Source organism: Polymorphobacter sp. PAMC 29334, assembly GCF_019431245.1.
In the GTDB taxonomy this organism is placed as follows: domain Bacteria; phylum Pseudomonadota; class Alphaproteobacteria; order Sphingomonadales; family Sphingomonadaceae; genus Polymorphobacter_B; species Polymorphobacter_B megasporae.
In genome coordinates this window covers 2,475,812-2,493,247 of record NZ_CP080243.1, presented here as the reverse complement: position 1 = coordinate 2,493,247, position 17,436 = coordinate 2,475,812, and the positions used below count along the sequence as shown (strand labels likewise).

General features: G+C 67.8%; 14 protein-coding genes. 3 read left to right on the top strand and 11 right to left on the bottom strand.

Annotated elements, in window-relative coordinates; all coding sequences use genetic code 11:
• Positions 1–31: 31 nt before the first annotated feature.
• The 11 genes from KZX46_RS15535 to gcvA all read right to left on the bottom strand — a co-directional run bounded on the left by KZX46_RS15535 (position 32) and on the right by gcvA (position 14,447).
• On the bottom strand, positions 32–2,953 hold the full coding sequence (locus KZX46_RS15535) for a TonB-dependent receptor domain-containing protein (RefSeq protein ID WP_226896294.1): 2,922 nt from the start codon (positions 2,951–2,953) through the stop codon (positions 32–34).
• 228 nt (positions 2,954–3,181) lie between these two features.
• On the bottom strand, positions 3,182–4,030 hold the full coding sequence (locus KZX46_RS15530; RefSeq protein WP_219774733.1) for an ABC transporter permease: 849 nt from the start codon (positions 4,028–4,030) through the stop codon (positions 3,182–3,184).
• Positions 4,023–4,976, bottom strand: a complete 954-nt coding sequence (locus KZX46_RS15525) for an ABC transporter permease (RefSeq protein WP_219774732.1) — start codon at positions 4,974–4,976, stop codon at positions 4,023–4,025. Before KZX46_RS15525 ends, KZX46_RS15530 begins: the two co-directional genes overlap by 8 nt.
• Positions 4,973–6,580 carry a peptide ABC transporter substrate-binding protein gene (locus KZX46_RS15520; protein WP_219774731.1) on the bottom strand — a complete coding sequence of 536 codons (1,608 nt, stop codon included), beginning with the start codon at positions 6,578–6,580 and terminating at the stop codon, positions 4,973–4,975. The genes KZX46_RS15525 and KZX46_RS15520 overlap by 4 nt, the downstream gene beginning before the upstream one ends.
• A gap of 2 nt (positions 6,581–6,582) precedes the next feature.
• Positions 6,583–7,509, bottom strand: coding sequence for a glyoxylate/hydroxypyruvate reductase A (locus KZX46_RS15515; RefSeq protein WP_219774730.1), 927 nt, complete (start codon positions 7,507–7,509; stop codon positions 6,583–6,585).
• A 3-nt stretch (positions 7,510–7,512) separates the two neighbouring features.
• On the bottom strand, positions 7,513–8,478 hold the full coding sequence (locus KZX46_RS15510) for an ABC transporter ATP-binding protein (protein ID WP_219774729.1): 966 nt from the start codon (positions 8,476–8,478) through the stop codon (positions 7,513–7,515).
• Positions 8,475–9,473: an ABC transporter ATP-binding protein gene (locus tag KZX46_RS15505; RefSeq protein WP_219774728.1), complete on the bottom strand. Its 999-nt coding sequence runs from the start codon at positions 9,471–9,473 to the stop codon at positions 8,475–8,477. Before KZX46_RS15505 ends, KZX46_RS15510 begins: the two co-directional genes overlap by 4 nt.
• Complete coding sequence (locus KZX46_RS15500; RefSeq protein WP_219774727.1) at positions 9,470–11,071, bottom strand: DUF885 family protein; 1,602 nt, start codon at positions 11,069–11,071, stop codon at positions 9,470–9,472. Before KZX46_RS15500 ends, KZX46_RS15505 begins: the two co-directional genes overlap by 4 nt.
• Positions 11,071–12,174 carry a Gfo/Idh/MocA family protein gene (locus tag KZX46_RS15495; protein ID WP_219774726.1) on the bottom strand — a complete coding sequence of 368 codons (1,104 nt, stop codon included), beginning with the start codon at positions 12,172–12,174 and terminating at the stop codon, positions 11,071–11,073. The genes KZX46_RS15500 and KZX46_RS15495 overlap by 1 nt, the downstream gene beginning before the upstream one ends.
• Positions 12,171–13,364: a hypothetical protein gene (locus KZX46_RS15490; protein ID WP_219774725.1), complete on the bottom strand. Its 1,194-nt coding sequence runs from the start codon at positions 13,362–13,364 to the stop codon at positions 12,171–12,173. Before KZX46_RS15490 ends, KZX46_RS15495 begins: the two co-directional genes overlap by 4 nt.
• 189 nt (positions 13,365–13,553) lie before the next feature.
• A complete protein-coding gene (gcvA, locus tag KZX46_RS15485) occupies positions 13,554–14,447 on the bottom strand; it encodes a transcriptional regulator GcvA (protein ID WP_219774724.1) in 894 nt (297 codons plus the stop codon).
• Positions 14,448–14,543: 96 nt separating this feature from the next.
• Here gcvA and KZX46_RS15480 point away from each other — a divergent pair, with 96 nt between their 5' ends.
• From KZX46_RS15480 to KZX46_RS15470, 3 genes are all read left to right on the top strand, one after another.
• Positions 14,544–14,990, top strand: coding sequence for a VOC family protein (locus KZX46_RS15480; RefSeq protein ID WP_219774723.1), 447 nt, complete (start codon positions 14,544–14,546; stop codon positions 14,988–14,990).
• Complete coding sequence (locus KZX46_RS15475) at positions 14,987–16,078, top strand: ketopantoate reductase family protein (RefSeq protein ID WP_219774722.1); 1,092 nt, start codon at positions 14,987–14,989, stop codon at positions 16,076–16,078. Before KZX46_RS15480 ends, KZX46_RS15475 begins: the two co-directional genes overlap by 4 nt.
• Before the next feature lie 82 nt (positions 16,079–16,160).
• Positions 16,161–17,435: a M24 family metallopeptidase gene (locus tag KZX46_RS15470; protein WP_226895995.1), complete on the top strand. Its 1,275-nt coding sequence runs from the start codon at positions 16,161–16,163 to the stop codon at positions 17,433–17,435.
• The last annotated feature ends 1 nt before the right edge of the window (position 17,436 follow it).

Below are 17,436 nucleotides of genomic sequence, written 5' to 3'. Positions count from 1 at the left end.
CTTTGCGGGAGGGGAACGATAAGCGCTTCGCCTAGAAGAACTTAAGCCGGGCCGAGACAGCGTAGCGGCGGCCGAGCGTGTCGTAGGTCGACGGATACGTATTGCCGCTGTTGAAGAACGTCGTGCCGATATCGTAGCCGACGATCGGGGGCTGCCGGTTCGTCAGGTTCTGGCAGCTGATCGTGAATTCGAGCGCCTTGGTCGCGGCGAGGCGAAGGCTGGCGTCGAAATAGTCGTATGGCTTGATGTGGGCGAAGGCGGGCAGCGCGGGTCCGTCGCCGTTGAGCGCGTCATCGGGCTCCTGGTTCATCTCGCTGATGTGCCGCCACAATAGCGAGAGATCGACCCCGCCGATCGAGTAGCTGGTCCGCTGGTTCCACGTGTACTTCGGCTGGAGCGATCCCTTCTCCGGTGCACCGGCACCGCCGCAGTTGGTGCTGTAATAGCCGACGCATTCGCGGCTGATCGCGGTCGGCGTCGCCTTGAACAGTGCGCGATGCGTCCACGTCCCCTGGAACGACAGAGCAAGCGTGCCCGGGCCGACATCGTGGCGGTAGTTCGCCCCGAGATCGATACCGTCGGTCAGCAACTGGCCCTGGTTGGTCAGCGGCAGGTACAGACCGGGGGTCGTCGCCGGATCGCCGTCGAGCGCGCCGGTGCTCGGGTTACGCCGGATGACGGTACATCCCGAGCTCGCGGCGCTCGCGGCGGTCACCGCCCCGAAGCAGGCGCTGATCGCGTCGAGCGGCGACAGCGACGTGATCGCGTTGGTCACCTTGATGTTGAAATAGTCGACCGTCATCGAGAAGCCCGAAACATACTGGCGCGGCTGAAGGACGATGCCGAGCGTGAAGCTGTTCGAGTTTTCCGGCTTGAGGCCGAGGTTGCCCGCGGTCGTGGTGTTCGGCTGACCCGATGCCGGGTCGCTGATCTTGCCGATCGATGCCGCCGGAGCGCCCTGCGCGAGGCAGATCGCGGTCAGATTGGCGTTACCGACGGGCTTCGTTCCCGAACACGGGTCGGCCGACAGGTTGGTCAGGCTCGGGCTCGCCGGCTGGAACAACTCGTTGATGTTCGGCGCGCGAACCGCATGCTGATAGACGCCGCGGAACTTGACGCCATCGACCGGGGTCCAATTGGCACCCGCCTTGTACGTCGTCGTGTTGAAGGTCGGGTTGGTCGGCGCGTCGACCTTATAGTGCGAATAACGCAGGCCGCCTTCGAAGGTCAGCTCGCGGAAAAACGGCTTGTCCTCGACCAGCGGCGCGATCAATTCGGCGAAGCCTTCGAGGACGTCATAGCCACCGTTGAACGGGGTCAGCGTCGAATCGAGACCGAGTTCGCCCGGCGTCGTCTTCTCGATGTCGCCGTTCTGCGACGCCTGGTATTTGCGGTAGTCGCCGCCGACCGCGAAGTTGATCGGCTTGCTGGCAAACGGGCTGGAGATGCCGACGTCACCGTTGATCTGCGCCGACCCCTGCGCGAGCGATGCGCGGACGACGCTGAAGGCCGGAACGACGACGTACTTGTTCATCGCCGCCGTGGTTGATCCCGCCGCACCGAAGATGTTGAACGGGACGCAGCCGACATTGCCGCTCAGGCAGGTCGTGGTGTTCGTTGCGAGCAGCGCATCGCGAACCCGCGAGACCGAGATATAGCCCGCCTCGGTGTGGTCGTTGGTGCTCTCGCCGTAGCTGCCGGCGATGTCGAAATTGAGGTGGTCGGTGATCGCGCCGCGCAAGCCCGCGCGATAATCGAACACCTGCGTCTCGTAGCGGTCGACGCGCGGACCGGCATCGACCGAGCGGAGGCGCAGTTCCTCGGTCACGGTACGATACGCCGGGTTGGTCGGGCTCGTGGCCGTCGCGGCCGCGGTGCACTCCGCCGCCGTAAAGCCGGCGTCGCCGCAGAACACGTTGCGCTCGGAGGCCGTCAGGTACGGGTTCGACAGCGGGATCGTGACGTTCGATCCGGCGACGCCCGACGGCGCGACGATCGTCTGCGTCACGTTCTTCGAATACAGGCCGCGCATGTAGATTTCGATGTTGTCGGCGACCTCGTAATGGCCCGAGCCGTAGACGTTGTACCGCTGGAACGGCAGCTGGAAGATGTTGTACGGGTTGAAGTTGAACGGCTGGTAGACGCCGGTGTTGAACGTGCCGGACGACGGCACCGTCTGGACGCGGCCGCCGGTGTTGCCGAGCAGCGTGAAGACCGCCGGGTTCGAGAAACTCGAGCCGGCCGGCTTGCCCGAGAACGAGTCGAGCGCGGTGATCGAGTAGGGGCGGTCGCCCTGATAGACCGCCGACGCGTTTTGGTAGCCGAACGAGAAGATGGCGTTGCCCTTGCCGTCGGCAAACCCGACCCCGAGCGTGCCGTCGACGCGGAAATAATTGCCGTCGCCCTTTTCGGTGAGCTGGTTCGACGCGTCGATTTGTACGCCGGTGAAGTCCTTCTTGGTGACGAAGTTGATGACGCCCGATATCGCGTCGGCGCCGTAGGTGGTCGATGCGCCGCCGGTCAGGTTCTCGACGCGGTCGACGATCGCCAGCGGGATGTTGTTGAGGTCGACGCGCCCGATGACGTCGGCCGGAGCGATCCGCTGACCGTCGAGCAAGACGAGGTTGCGGTTCGGACCGAGGCCGCGAAGGTCGGCGAACGAGAAGCCGGCGTTGCCGTTGTTGACCGCGTTGCCGATGCTCGGGACGACACCGGGAAGCCCGCGCAGCAGGTCTTCGGCGGTGTTCGACTGGCGCAGCTGGATTTCCGCCTGGCCGGTGACGAGGACCGGGGTAGCCGACACCAGTGCCGGGTTACGGATCAGTGTACCGGTGACGACGAGCTCGTCGGGATTAGCAGTTACGCTCTCGGTGGCTTGAGATGCCGGGTTCGCAATTCCCGCTGAAGCAGCGCCACTTGCCTCCTGAGCAAAAAGGGGTGCGGACACGACCATGCATCCGGCAAGTAAAGTCGACGCGAGAAGACGCCCGCGGGAAGATACAATCATAGCCCACTCCCTGTTATGAAGTTCTACGCGACAATATGGTCCCGGCTTTACCCCTCCGGTACTCTTGGTCTTTTTATATGCTGCCGATCACTTCGCACTTGCACAATAGAGTTTTCGGCCATTTTCATACAAAATTCTGCGTTGTCTCCATTTTGCCACACTCGTTAATGTCGGTCATCGCGAACCGCTCCGCCGCAGGCCGTCGCCGACCAAATTGACTGCGAGTATCGTCAGGAAGATCAGCACGCCCGGCGGCATCGACAGCCACGGCGCGCTGACCAGCCACGGCTGCGACTTGTTGAGCAGGCTGCCCCAACTCGGCGTCGGCGGCTGGACACCGAAGCCGAGGAACGACAGCGCCGATTCGAGGAGGATCGCGCCGCCGACCGCGATTGTTGCCGATACCGCGATCGCGCCGCCGACGTTCGGCAGGATGTGGCGGGTGACGATCATCACCGGTTGCACCCCGAGCGTGCGCGCCGCCGCGACGAAATCGCTCGTCTTGAGCCCGGCGACCTGTGCCCGGACGAGCCGCGCCGACGGGGTCCAGATCAGCCCCGCAACGAGCAGCACGAGCAGCGTCGGCGTCGGCCGGATCAGCCCCGATACGACGAGGACGAGCGGCAATGCCGGGATCGACAGCATGACGTCGGTCAACCGCATCGCGATGCCGTCGACGATGCCCCCGGCATAACCGGCGAGCGCCCCGACGAAGGTGCCGAACAGCGTCGCCACCGCCGCCCCGGCCAGCCCGATCGCGAGCGAGATGCGCCCGCCGTAGAGCAACCGGGTCAGTTCATCGCGACCGAGCTCGTCGGTGCCGAGCCAGTGCGCCCATGACGGCGCACGCGGCAGGCCGAGGAGTGCGAGGCTCTGCTCGTCGTAAGTGTACGGCGACAGCATCGGACCGAACACCGCCGCGAGCAGCAGCGCGAGCAGGATCGCACCGCCAGCGATGACCGGCGTCGGCAGACGAGCTCGGCGCGACCACGCGCGTGCAGGAATGGTGACCCGCCTATCCATTGCGGAGCCGGGGATCGAGTGCGGCCTGCGCGAGGTCGGCGATGATGTTGGCGAGGATCACCGCGAGCGATCCCATCATCAGCACGCCCATCAGCACCGGATAGTCGCGCCCGTCCATGCTCTCGACGAACAGGCTGCCGACCCCCGGCCACGCGAACACCGCCTCGGTGATGACCGCGCCCGAAACCAGCCCGGCAAGGTCGAGCGCGATGATGCTGATCGCCGGGACGATGGCGTTGCGCAGCGCGTGGCGCAGCAGGACGGTCTGCGTCGACAGGCCCTTGGCGTAGGCGGTGCGGATATAATCCTGCCGCAGCGCGGTGATCATCCCGGCACGGAGGTAGCGCGTCCAGCCCGCTCCGGTGGCGAAGGCGAGGACTGCGGCGGGCATCAAGAGATGCGCGGCGCGGTCGGCGAACGAACTCCCGCCGATCGTCTCAAGCCCCGCCGACGGCAGCCAGCCGAGCCGGACGCTGAGGACATATTGCAGGACGAGCCCGAGCCAGAAGACCGGGATCGACAGCCCGCCAAGCGTGACGGCGACGATCACCCGGTCGACCCGCCGTCCCTCCTCGAACGCCGCAACGACGCCGAGCGCGACCGCGGCGACAAACGCGATCGTCATCGCCACCGCGCCGAGTTCGAGCGTCGGGCCGAGCCGCTCGACGATCTCCTGCAGGACCGGACGGCCGGTGCGGATCGAATAGCCCCAGTCGCCGGTCAGCATCGACCGCAGCCACAGCCCGTATTGCTCGGGCCACGGCAGGTCGAGGCCGTACGCCTTGGCGATCCGCGCGAGCGCTTCCGGGGTCACCGACGGATTATCGGCATAGACGTCGAGCGGGCCGCCCGGCGCGAGATGGACGACTGCAAACAGGACGAGCGAAATGCCGAGGAGCAGCGGGATGATCCCAAGCAGCCGCGCGATGAGTCCCCGCCCGCTCATGCCTGCAACCGCCAGCCGGCGCACGAGACGAACGCCGTCATGTTGGTCGGGTTCGGCGTATAGTCGCGCAGCCGGGTCCGCTTGCTCGCGACCGCAGCGCCGCTGGTCAGCGGGATCGTCGGCAGGTCGACCGCGAGCAGATGCTGCATGGCGAACGCCGCGCGCCGCCGCTCGGCGGGATCGAGCGTCGACTCCATCCGGGTGAGGATGCGGTCCATCGCCGGATTGGCATACCCCTGCCCGTTGTTCGCGCCCTTAGTCGAAAAGAAGCGGCTGTACACGGGGTCGGCCCCGGTCACCCACGTGCCGTAGTTGAGGTCGTAATCGCCTTTGTAGCGCGCCTGGCGGTACGACACGCCGGTCTTGTTGTCGGCCGACGCGGCGATGCCGATCGCGCCCAGCTGCGCGAGGATGACTTGCTGGGCGAGCTCGTCGTCGCCCTTCCCCGCCTGGCAGACGAAGCGGTACGCAAGCCGCGCATCGCCCTTCGCGCGAACGCCGTCGCGCTGGACGCGGTACCCCGCCGCGTCGAGGATTGCGCGCGCCTTCGCCGGGTCGAACGGGTAGTCGGGCGTCGCGGGATCGTAGAAGTCGAAGGTCGGCACGACAACGGACTTGATCGGTCGCTGGAACCCGCCGTTGACCCGGACCAGCGCGTCGCGGTCGATGGCATGGGCGATCGCGCGGCGGACGGCGGAATCACGCAACGTCGGGTTCTTGAAGTTGAAATCGAGGTGCTGCCACGACAACACGGCCGAGCGGACAAGCTCGACGCCGGGGAGCGCCCCCATCTGCTTCGCCTGGTCGTACGGCGTCTGGGTGACGAGATCGAGCTCGCCCGACCGCAGCTGAGTCAGCAACGTGTTCGAGTTGGGAATGATCTTGAAGATCAGCCGGTCGATATACGGCAACTGCCGCCCCGCCGCGTCTCGGCGCCAGTAATATGGATTGCGCTCGGTCAGCACATACTGCCCGCGCTTAAACGCGGTGACGCGGAACGGCCCGGTGCCGATCGGCCGCTCGTTATATCCGGCGGTGTTGAGGTCGACGCCGTCGAGCAGGTGCTTCGGCAGGATGCCGAAGGTGAACATCGTCGCGGCAAAGGTAGGTGCCACCCGGTCGTAGTGGCAGATCACGGTGTAGGGATCGGGCGTATCGACCGCGACGATGACGTCGGACCCGTCCTTCGATTCGGCGATGAACGCCGGGTTGCGGACCGCTGCCCAGGTGAAGGCGACGTCGGCGGCGGTGAACGGCGCACCGTCGTGCCAGCGGACGCCGCGGCGCAACTGGTAGGTGATCGTCATGCTCTGCCCGTCGGGCGCGACGACGATGCCGCCGTTGGCGAGCGTCGGCACGTCGAGCGCGAGCACCGGAACGTAGTGCGCCTGCCCGTCGGGCGCGATCAGCCCTTCGACCACCGCCGCCTGAACGTCGCCAAGAAAGCCGGTCGAATAGACGTTGAGCGTGTCGAGGTCATAGGTCAGGCCGACGACCAGCGTGTTGTCGTTGCGGCGGCGGACCGGGCCACAGCCGGGTAGTGCACTCGCCGCGATCGCCGCGAGCGTTCCGCGCCGCGTCCACTGATCAAAGCCCCCCGGCACGCTCAGTATCCCCGGGCGCGGTCGACGACGTGGAGCAGCTGGTCACCGCGTTCGTGGCGGCGGATGGTGTCGGCCATGACCGCGACCGAGGTGCGCGCGTGGCTGATCGCGGCGACGTGCGGCGTGACGAAGACGCGCGGGTGGCCCCAGTATGGATCGCCGTCGGCGAGCGGTTCGGTGCGAAAGACGTCGAGCGCGGCAGCGGAGAGGCGGCCGTCGTCGAGCGCAGCAAGCACGTCGCGGTCGACGAGCGTCGCTCCGCGTCCGCCATTGACCAGCAAGCCGCCCGGCGCCATCCGGTCGAGCAAGGCTTGGTCGATCAGGTCGGTCGTCGCGGCCGTCGACGGCAGCAGGTTGACGAGGACGTCGGCTCCCTCGACCGCCGCCGCGAGCCGGTCGCGCCCGGCAAAACCGGTGACGCCGGGAATCTCGCGCGGCTCGCGGCTCCAGACGCGGGTGCGGAAGCCGATCGCCGAAAGCAGCGCAGCCGCCGGGCGGCCGAGTTCACCCGCGCCAAGCACCGTCACCGTCCGCTCGCTCGCCAGTTTCTCGGGGAGCGGCTTCCAGCGCGCTTCGGCCTGAAGCGCGGCGTAATCGAACAGGTTGCGGTGCCATGCGAGGACGCGCGCGGCGACCCATTCGACCATCCCGGCGACGAGGCCGGGGTCGACCATTCGCACCAGCGGCACGCCGTCGGGCACCTCCCCCGACGCGAGCAGATATTCGACCCCGGCATTGAGACTAAGGACGACCTCGAGCCCGTGGAGGCTCGCGAGCAGGCCCGGCGGCGGCAGGCCGACGACAGCATACGCAGTCGGTGTCGCATCGTCGGGCTCCGTCGTCACGACGTCGTGGCCCGGGAGTTCGGCGCGAAACAGGTCGGCGAAGACCTCGCGGTTGTTGCGGACAGCGATGAGGATCCGGCGCATTCTTCAGACCTCGTGCTGGCGGATGCAGGCGGCGGCGTGCCCGTCGGCATCGGCTTCGAGCGGCGGCATGACCTCGGCGCAGGCAGCGATCGCGTGCGGGCAGCGCGTGCGAAAGACACAGCCCGACGGCGGCGCGAGCGGACTCGGCGGATCGCCCGCGAGCAGGCGGCGCGGCTCCCCCGTCGGCACGAGGCGCGGCACTGCATCGAGCAGCGCGCGGGTATACGGATGGCGCGGCGCGGCGAAGACGTCGGCGGTGCGCCCCGTCTCCATCACCCGGCCGAGATACAGCACCATGACGCGGTCGCAGAAGTGGCGGACGACATCGAGATCGTGCGCGATGAACAGCATCGCCAGCCCCATCTCCTCGCGCAGGTCGAGGAGGAGATTAACGATCCCGGCCTGGACCGAGACGTCGAGCGCCGACACCGCCTCGTCGGCGATCAGCAGGTCGGGCGCGACGATCAGCGCGCGCGCGATACCGACCCGCTGGCGTTGCCCGCCCGACAAGGCCCCGGGGTAATTCTGCGCCGTGCCGCGCGGGAGCCCGACGCGGTCGAGCATCGCCGCAACGCGCTCGGCCCGATCGGCGCGGGTGCCGATACGGTGGACGCCGAGCCCCTCGCCGACCGCGGCGCCGACCGTCATCGTCGGGTTGAGGCTGCTCGTCGGGTCCTGGAACACCGCCTGCATCCGGCGGCGCACCGGTCCGAGCTGGCGGCCCGTCAGGCGGTCGATGCGGCGTCCGGCGAAATGCACCTCGCCGCTGCTGATCGGCAGCAGCCGGAGGACCGCGCGGCCAAGGCTGGTCTTGCCCGACCCGCTCTCGCCGACGACGCCGAGGATTTCACGGGGGGCGACGGTGAACGACACGCCGCGAACCGCGTGGAGGACGAGCGGCGGACGCCACGGCGGCGACTTCAGGCGGAACTCGACGCCGAGGTCGTTGACGTCGAGCAGCGCCGTCATAGCTCGGCCCAGCGGTGGCAGCGCGACGCCCGGCCGTCGCCGAGCATCGCCGCCGGGGGCATCGTCACGGCACACGGATCGGCAGCCATCGCGCAGCGCGGCTCGAAGGCGCACCCCGGTGGCGGGCGGCGGACGTCGACGACCGAGCCCGGGATGACGCGCAGGCGCTTGCCGCTCGCGTTGCCGGGGAGACTTTCGAGGAGCGCGCGCGTGTATGGGTGGCGCGGGCGGGCGAACAGCGCCGCGACCGGGGCCTGCTCGACGATCCGGCCGGCGTACATCACCGCGACGCGGTCGGCGATCTCCGCGACGACCGCGAGGCTGTGGGTGATGAACAGGATCGCCATGCCGCGCGCACGCTGGATCGTGCGGAGCAGATCGAGGATCTGCGCCTGGACGGTAACGTCGAGCGCGGTCGTCGGCTCGTCGGCGATCAGCAGGCGCGGGTCGCACGCGAGTGCCAGCGCGATCAGCACCCGCTGGCGCATGCCGCCCGACAGTTCATGTGGAAATGCGGCGGCGCGGCGGACCGGATCGGGGATGCCGACCTCGGCGAGCGACGCGAGCACCGCGGCGTCGAGCGCGCGTCCGCGCAGGCCCCGATGGAGCCGCAATGACTCGCCGATCTGGGTCCCGACCCGGTGGACCGGGTTGAGGCTCGTCATCGGCTCCTGGAAGATCATCGCCACCTGCGCGCCGCGGACCGTCGTCATCGCGCGCGACGACAGGCTGAGCAGGTCGGCCGGCGGCCCTGCCCCGGTCGCGAGCCACACCGCGCCGCCGACGATCGTCCCGCGCGGGCGGTGGAGGCGCATGATGCCGAGGCTCGTCGCCGACTTGCCCGAACCGCTCTCGCCGACGAGCGCGAGCGTCTCGCCCGCTGCGATCGTCAGGTCGACGCCGTGGAGGACGCGGACCGTGCCGCCGTCGCGATCGATGAAATCGAGCGTCAGGCCACGGACGTCGACGACCGGGTCTGATGCTATAGGGGTCACGCGAGCAATCCCGCCCGCGCCATCTCGTCGCCCGCCCACGCGACGGGGACATGACCATAGCTGATCAACGTGTCGTGGAAGTCGCGCACCGACCCGCGCCAGCGGCGGCGCAGGTCGCGGATCGCGTCGACGCCGAGCGCGTACATCAGCCGCGTCGCGGGGAGCATGACGTTGCGTGTGATTTCGGCGTCGATGCGCTCGGGCGCGAACCCGGCGTCGCGGTAGAACGCCGACGCCTCGGCGGGCGACCACTCGCCGGTGTGGAGGCGGATATCGACGATGATGCTGGCGACGTTCCGCCGCTCCATCTGCTTGAGGTAGACGAGTTCGGCGGGCGAATAAAAGCCCGGCGCGTCGGCCATCATGTCCTGGACGTAACAGGCCCAGCCCTCGACCATCGACCCCGACGACAGGAAGGCGAGGCCGAGTGCGCAGTCGGTCCCAGCGACCCGCGCGAGCCGCGATGCCGCGCCGCGCGCGCGGGCGTTCTGCGTGTGATGCCCGACGCTGCCGTGGTGGACGGCGTGGATGATCTTGACGTTCGCCGCGCAATTGCCGCGCAGATAGGCGGCGGTGTCGGGCGGCGGCGGAGCGACCCAATAGACGCTGCCCGCGCCGGCGCTGCCTGCGGGCGGCGAGCGGTACGGCAGGAAATACAGGCTCTGCGCCACCGTCCGAAAACACGGTGCCATCGTGCGATACTCGAGCGCATAGTCGTCGGCGGTCGTTACCAGCGACACCGCCCCGTCGCGCGCCTTATGGTCGAGCGCGCGGTAAGTCTCGATCACCGCGTCGGGGGACGGCGCGACATGCTCGCTCAGCCCGGCGATGATCGCGTCGGCTGAACGTGCCGGGTCGACGCGCGGGGCGAGGTCGGCGAGCTCTTCGCCAAGCTCGGCATAGCGCGCGTCGGCGGCTTTGAGCGCGGCTTCGGCGGTCAGGTCGAAGCCGTGGACCTGCCGCATCAGCAATTCGAGATACGCGGTGCCGCACGCCCCGGACCGGTGGGGCAAATCGGCGATCGCGCTGGCGAAGGTCGTGAACGCCGCCGCCGCGCGCGCCGCCGGTTCGGCCCAGTCACCGTCCCAATCGGGGTGGAGCCGCAGGTCGCCGGTGAGGAATGTTGCCGCCGCTGCCGCCTCGCGCATCGCCCGCAGCGTCTGCCCTCGGGGTGCCGCCGCTCCGGCCAGCCGGGCGCGGCCATCGGCGAGAAAGTCGGGGATGCCCTCCAGCCGCGCCTTGACGGCACTTCGCGGGGTCGGCCGTCCGCTCGGCAGCAGCAGCCCGATGACCGCGAACGCCGCTTCGCCGCTATACCACGCCGGGTTGGCGAAGCGCGGCAGGTGATCGAGCGCCGCCTCGCTCATTGCGATCTGCGCCTCGGCGAGGCGGTGGTCGAGCCGCGCGCCGACGTCGTCGCCCTCGGGCCGCTCGCCGAGGATCGCCCGCAGCTTGCCGAGCCCGCGGCGTTCGGCGTCCGCCGCCCCTGCCGACGCGTCGGGCAGGCGATCGTCGTAGCCGGGCAGCCCCATGAAGCTGGCGTCGACCGGCCGGAAGGTGAAATGGTGTTCGAGATAGGCGTCGGCGACCGCGCTCATCAGCCGACCTCGACCCAGCGCCGTTCGACGTGCGCGGCGATGATCGCATCGACGATCTGCTGGCTCTTGGCGCCGTCGAAGAAGGTGCATTCCTCGGGCCGGTCCTCGACGATCTCGTCAACGAAGAAGCGGATCAGGTTGCGGAAATACAGCTCGGGCCACGGCGTGCCGAGGTCGGTGCCCGGCGGCAGGTCGGCGGCGGCGACCTCGACCGCGCGGAACTCGACATCGTCGGCGCGGGCGAGGTGGAGGGTCTCGGCGACCCCGGCTTCGGTCACCAGCCGCGCGACCGCCGCGCCCTTCGAGCCATAGACGCGAAGTTCGATCCCCGGATAATTACCGATCGCGACATAGCTCGTCTGGAGCATGCCCTGCGCTCCGGCGGCGAATTCGACGAGTGCGACGGTGCCGTCCTCGACCTGGAAGCGCTGGCGTCCCTCGAGCCCGCGAACCAGCCGTTCGGGGACGAAGTTGCGCATCGTGCTCGCCACCGCCGAAAAGTCGCCGCCGAGCCAGCGCATTAGGTCGACGAGGTGCGAGCCGTAGCCGACGATCGACGCCGGGATCAGCCGGTCGCGCGGGCTGGTGATGTCGAACTGGCGCAGCGGGTAATCGGGATCGAGAAACTGCGAATTCTGCTCTAGCCCATGGATATGGAAGATCTCGCCGAGCGTGCCGTCCTCGATCAAGCGCTTGAGGCGGCGGACGGCGGGCGAATAGCGGAAGGTGAAGCCGAGCTTGGTCCGCACGCCGCGTTCGGCCGCCCGCCGCGCTGCATCGAACGCCGGCGCGGCATCGGTGTGCAACGGCTTCTCAGACAGCACATGTTTGCCGGCGGCGATCGCGTCGAGGCTGAGCGGCAGATGCGTCGCGGTCGGGGTGCAGACGTCGATCAAGTCGATCGAGGCATCGGCGAGCATCGCGCGATGGTCGGTGTAGACCGCCGCGATGCCGAACTTCGCCGCCATCTTCTCGGCGCGCGCGATATCGATGTCGCAGATCGCGGCGAGGTCGACGCGGTCGTGCGCGGCATAGCCCGGCAGATGCGCCTGCTCGGCCCAGTTGTGCGCGCCGATCACGCCGACCTTGAGCCGGCCGGTCAAGCGGCGACGCTCGTGTCGAACATTTCGAGGCTGCGCGGGCTGTGCACCTGCCCGAATAGATAGGCGTTGAAAGCGGCGCGGTCCGGAGAGGCAACGCGCTCGCGGACCCGGCGGACGCTTTCGTTGCCTGCGTAATAGCTGGCGATGAACGGCCCGCGGAATGGGTGGCTCGCCATGTTAAGGCGCCCGCGGACCCATGCTTCCTGGCCGCAGCCGGTCTCGCGGAGATAGTCGGCGACGGTCTCGGCGGGTTCGCCGCCGTCCATCAGCCGCCACGCCGCCGTCGTCTGGACCGCGCTCTTGAGCGACCGCAGCGACAAATGAATGTCGTCGTCGTCGTCCTCGATCCAGTCGATCAGCTCGACGCCTTGATCGCCGATGCCTTCCTGGACACAGCCGGTCACGGCATTCGCGGTGCACAGCAAGGCGTCGGCTTCGGACCGCCCTGCTTCGACTTCGGCGAGCGTGTAAAGAAGCTGCGTCGCGTGTCCCGGGAAGACCTCGTGGCAGACGAGGTGCTTGAGTGCTGCGCGGGTGAAGGCGATATCGACGTTCAGATCCATGCGCCGCTCGGCGAAACCACAGCGCGCGGTAAACGGGATGTTGCGCAGCGGGTTGAGCGCCATGTCATAATCGCCGGGGTCGAAGATCATTGCCGCTGTTCGCGCTCGCGCGGCGGTCATCAGCTCGCGGAACTCGGCTTCGATCTTGTCGGGCGCGATCGCCCGCTCCTCCTCCCACGCCTCGACGCGTTCGCGCAGCGAGCCGCGAACGAAGCCGGCGCGCGCCAGTCCGGCGGACAGGCGGTCAGCGTGAGCGTCGATCTCGGCATCGGGAACCGGCGCGGCTTCGGCCCCGACGAGGTTGCGGACCTTTTCGGCGTAGGTCATCTCCGCGCCCGAAAACAAACGTGCGGCCGCCTTGAGCGAGGAGACCATTTCGCGAAGGAAAACCCCGCGTGCATCCTCGGGAGACGTCGCCGCGCGGGCACCAAGCTTGTCGAGATCGGCAAAAATCTCGAGCCATCCCGCATAGACCTTCGCGGTGACGAGGTCGTCGCCGAGATAGATCGGCACCAAACCCTCGCCGTCGAGCAGGCTGCCGCCGGTCGCTGCCGTCCGTTCGAAGCGGTCGATGCCCATCGTCACCGCTGCGAGTTCGGTGCCGATGGCGTCAGGGGCCTGTGACAATGCGACGTCCTCGATCAATAATTGTTACAGGTCGAGTATGCCTGACGCCGACCGGCAGACAACCGCGATAGCGGCTCGTTTCGGGCACAAATAATCATGGGCTTGGGAAAACTTTACCGCTCGCCAACCACGCCATCTGGCGCGAGCTTCAGCAGTCGGAACGCCTAAAGCAGCCGTAGTGAGGGCGCGTCAGTTGCGGCTTTCGGCGAGCAGCCAGTCGCGGAACGCACGGATCTTGGGGAGCTCCGACCGCCCGCGCGGGCAGATCAGATAATAGCCGCCGTCATAGATCGTGCTCAGTGTCAGCGGCATGACCAAAGCCCGGCTGCGCAACTCGTCCTCGATAAGGAAGCGCGGCAACAGCGCCACGCCGAGCCCGGCAACCGCTGCCTGGATGATCATGAAGAAATGTTCGAAGCTCGGGCCGCCGGGATCGATGTCGGTGATCCCGGCAGCGCTGAGCCAATGCGGCCATGCCCCGGCGCGAGTCGAGTGGCGCAGCAGGACGTGGCCGCGGAGCGACTGCGGCGTCTCGATCGGCGGCGGACCCGCGGCACGCTCGGGGCTGCACACCACGACCATCTCCTCGACGAGGCCGAGGCGGTAGACGTCGTTCTCCGGCCAGTCGCCGGTGCCGAAGCGCAGCGCGACGTCCTCCCCTTGCGCACCGAGCACGAGCGGGCCGTCGCCCGAGATGATGTTGACGGTGATCCGCGGATGGGCGTCGCTGAACGACGACAGCCGCGGGATCAGCCAGCGCATCGCCAGCGTCGGCAGTGTCCCGATCGTCAGCACGCCGCCGCCGCGCTCGTTCGCCATAACCTGCAGCGTCGCCAGCTCGATCCCGTCGAGCGCGTCCTTGACGGTGGCCGCATAGACCCGCCCCTCGGGCGTCAGTTCGAGCGCGCGCTTGCCGCGAACGAACAGCGGCAGGTCGAGGAATTGTTCGAGCGCGCGAACCTGACGGCTGGAGGCGCTTTGGGTGACGTTAAGCTCGGCGGCGGCTTCGGTGAAGCTCATCGAGCGTGCCACTGCCTCGAACGTCCGCAGCGCGGTCAACGACGGCAGCAGGCGACGCCGCATCAAAGGTGCAATGAAATCATGTCAGCCGGACTTTAAAGTCGCTGGTCAGCCCACGACAAGCCGGTAAACCGATCGTCGAACCGACACGGACACCCGATGAGCCCATTTCACCTCGCCTTTCGCATCGATGCGATCGAGCCGACACGACAGTTCTACGCTGGGCTGCTCGGCTGCCGGCAAGGCCGCGAGGCGGCGAACTGGATCGACTTCGAATTCTACGGCCATCAGATTTCGGCGCACGTCGGCCCGCGCCCCGACAAGGTGCTGATGACCCGCGTCGACGATGAGGAGGTCCCGCTGTCGCACTTCGGCGCGATCGTCGATTGGCCAGAATGGCAGCGCCTCGCCGACCGGATCGCTGCGTCCGGCAACGACTTCGTCGTCATGCCGCACGTCCGCTTCGCCGGCCAGCCCGGCGAGCAGGGCACATTCTTCGTCGCCGACCCGTCGGGCAATGTCCTCGAGTTCAAGGCATTCCGCGACCAGTCGGCGATATTCGCCAACGATCAGAACGACGGCAGCGTCGGGGAACAAGCGGCATGAAGGTCACGATCATCGGCGCGGGTGCGATCGGTGGGCTCGCCGGGGCGTACATGACCCGCGCCGGGCACGACGTCCTGCTCGTCGATCGCTGGGCCGAGCATGTCGACGCGATGAACCGCGACGGCATCTTCATCGACGGCATCCGTGGCGAAATGCGTGTGCCGGTCCACGCCGCGCACATCGACGCGCTCGCCGATGTTGTAAACGGGCCGCTCGAAGCGGTGCTGATCGCAACCAAATCACAGCACACCGAAGAAGCATTGCGCCAAATCGTGCCGCTGCTCGGCGGTGACAGCTTCGTCGTGTCATTCCAGAACGGCTTCAATGAGCCGCGCATCGCCGAGGTGCTCGACGAGACCGGCGTCGGGTCCGCGGGCCGCGTCATCGGGTCAATCCCGAACTATGGTGGGGCGCTCGTCGATCCCGGGCATCTCGAATTCGTCCACGAAGGCCCGATTCAGCTCGGCGAGATGTCGGGTGCGCCGACGCCGCGGCTTGCTGAACTCGCCGCGATGCTCGGCGAGCTGACCGAGGTGCAGGTGTCGTCGAACATCTGGGGTCAGATCTGGGCGAAGGAAGTCTATTCGGCGCAGGTCGTATTCTCTGCGCTCGCCGACGCGCGCATCCATGAGACGCTTGGCAACGAACGCTATGCGCGGGTCGCCGGAGCGGTCGTCCGCGAGGCGCTTGAAATCGCCGACGCCAACGGGATCGCGGTCGAGGCGTTCGACTTCTTCGACCCCGCCAACTACCGGGTGAAGACCGCCGACGACACCGCGCGCCTGATCGCCAACATCAATCACGCGATCTGGTTGTTGAAGAAGGACCAGAAGCCCGGCGGGCACGTCTTTCGCAAGCAGGGGTCGGGCATCTGGTGGGACATTGTCTACCGCAACCGCCCGTCCGAGGTCCGCTCGTCGAACGGCAAGCTGGTCGATTTCGGCCGTGCGGTCGGCGCCGATACACGGCTCAACGAGCGGCTGTGCGGCATGATCTACGAGATCGAGCAAGGCGAGCGCCAGCTCGGACTGCATAATTTTGTCGAGCTGGAAGAGTATGTAACCAGCATCGGCAAGGCGCTCCCGTAGCAGGCAGACAGAATTAGCGGTTGGCACGGACCGGGGGACTGAGATGCGACGCAGGGTTTTGACAGGCTTGGCAGTGTGCGCGATGGCGCTGACCGACACGATCGCGGTTGCGGCCGCCCCGCCGGTCCTCCCGTTGCGCGAGCAGGCCGCCGTGATCGACGCCGACCTCAAGACGCGCCTCGACACGATCGTCCCGCGCCTGATGCGCGAGCAGCACGTCGACATGTGGGTCCTCGTCGCGCGTGAATATGCCGAGGATCCGGTCGTCGCGACAATGCTCGACGCGCGCAGCCTGCACGCGCGGCGGCGGACGATCCTGATCTTTTTCGATCCCGGCGGCGGCAAGCCGCTCGAACGCCTGACGGTCAGCCGCTACGGTCTCGCCGGGCTGTTCGCACCGGTGTGGGACCCATCGAAGGAGCCCGACCAGTGGCGCGCCTTCGCTGCGATCGTCGCTGCTCGCAATCCGCACAAGATCGTCGTCGACGTGTCACCGCTGACGGCGTTCGGCGACGGCCTAACGCATTCGCAATACGAAGCGCTGGCCGGGTCGCTCTCGCCAGCGCTCCGCAGCCGGATCGTCGAGAGCGAGGCGCTCGCGGTCGGCTGGCTCGAGACGCGCAGCCCCGACCAGCTCGCGCGCTATCCGGGCATCGTCGCGATCGCGCATTCGATCATCGCCGAGGCGTTTTCGCGCAAGGTCATCACCCCCGGCGTGACGACGACCGAGGACGTCCAGTGGTGGATGCGCGAGCGGATCCGCACGCTCGGCCTCGACACGTGGTTTCACCCGTCGATCGATGCGTTCCGCAAGGGTGCGCCCCAGCCGCTGGAGGGCGCGACGGTGATCGAACCGGGCGACATGCTGTGGTGCGACTTCGGCATTACCTATCTCCGCCTCAACACCGATACCCAGCAGCTTGCGTATGTCCTGCGTCCCGGCGAGACCGCCGCACCGGCGGGATTGCGCGCGGGGCTTGCGGCGGCGAACAAGCTTCAGGACATGCTGACCTCGCGGTTCCGCCTAGGCGTGACCGGCAACACGCTCCTCGCGGAGACGCGCGCAAATGCCATCAACAAAGGCCTGAAGCCCTCGATCTATTCGCATCCGCTCGGCTATCACGGCCACGCGGCGGGGTCGTCGATCGGGTATTGGGACAATCAGGGGCCGAGCCCGACCGGCGAGCATCCGCTCGTTGCCGACACCGCGTTCTCGATCGAGCTCAATACCGAGGCGGCGGTGCCCGAGTGGGGCGGGCAGATCATCCCGTTCCGCCTCGAGGAAGACGGCTGGTTCGACGGGAAAGCCTTCCACTGGCTCGATGGCCGCGAGACCGAATTCTATCTGATCCGCTGAC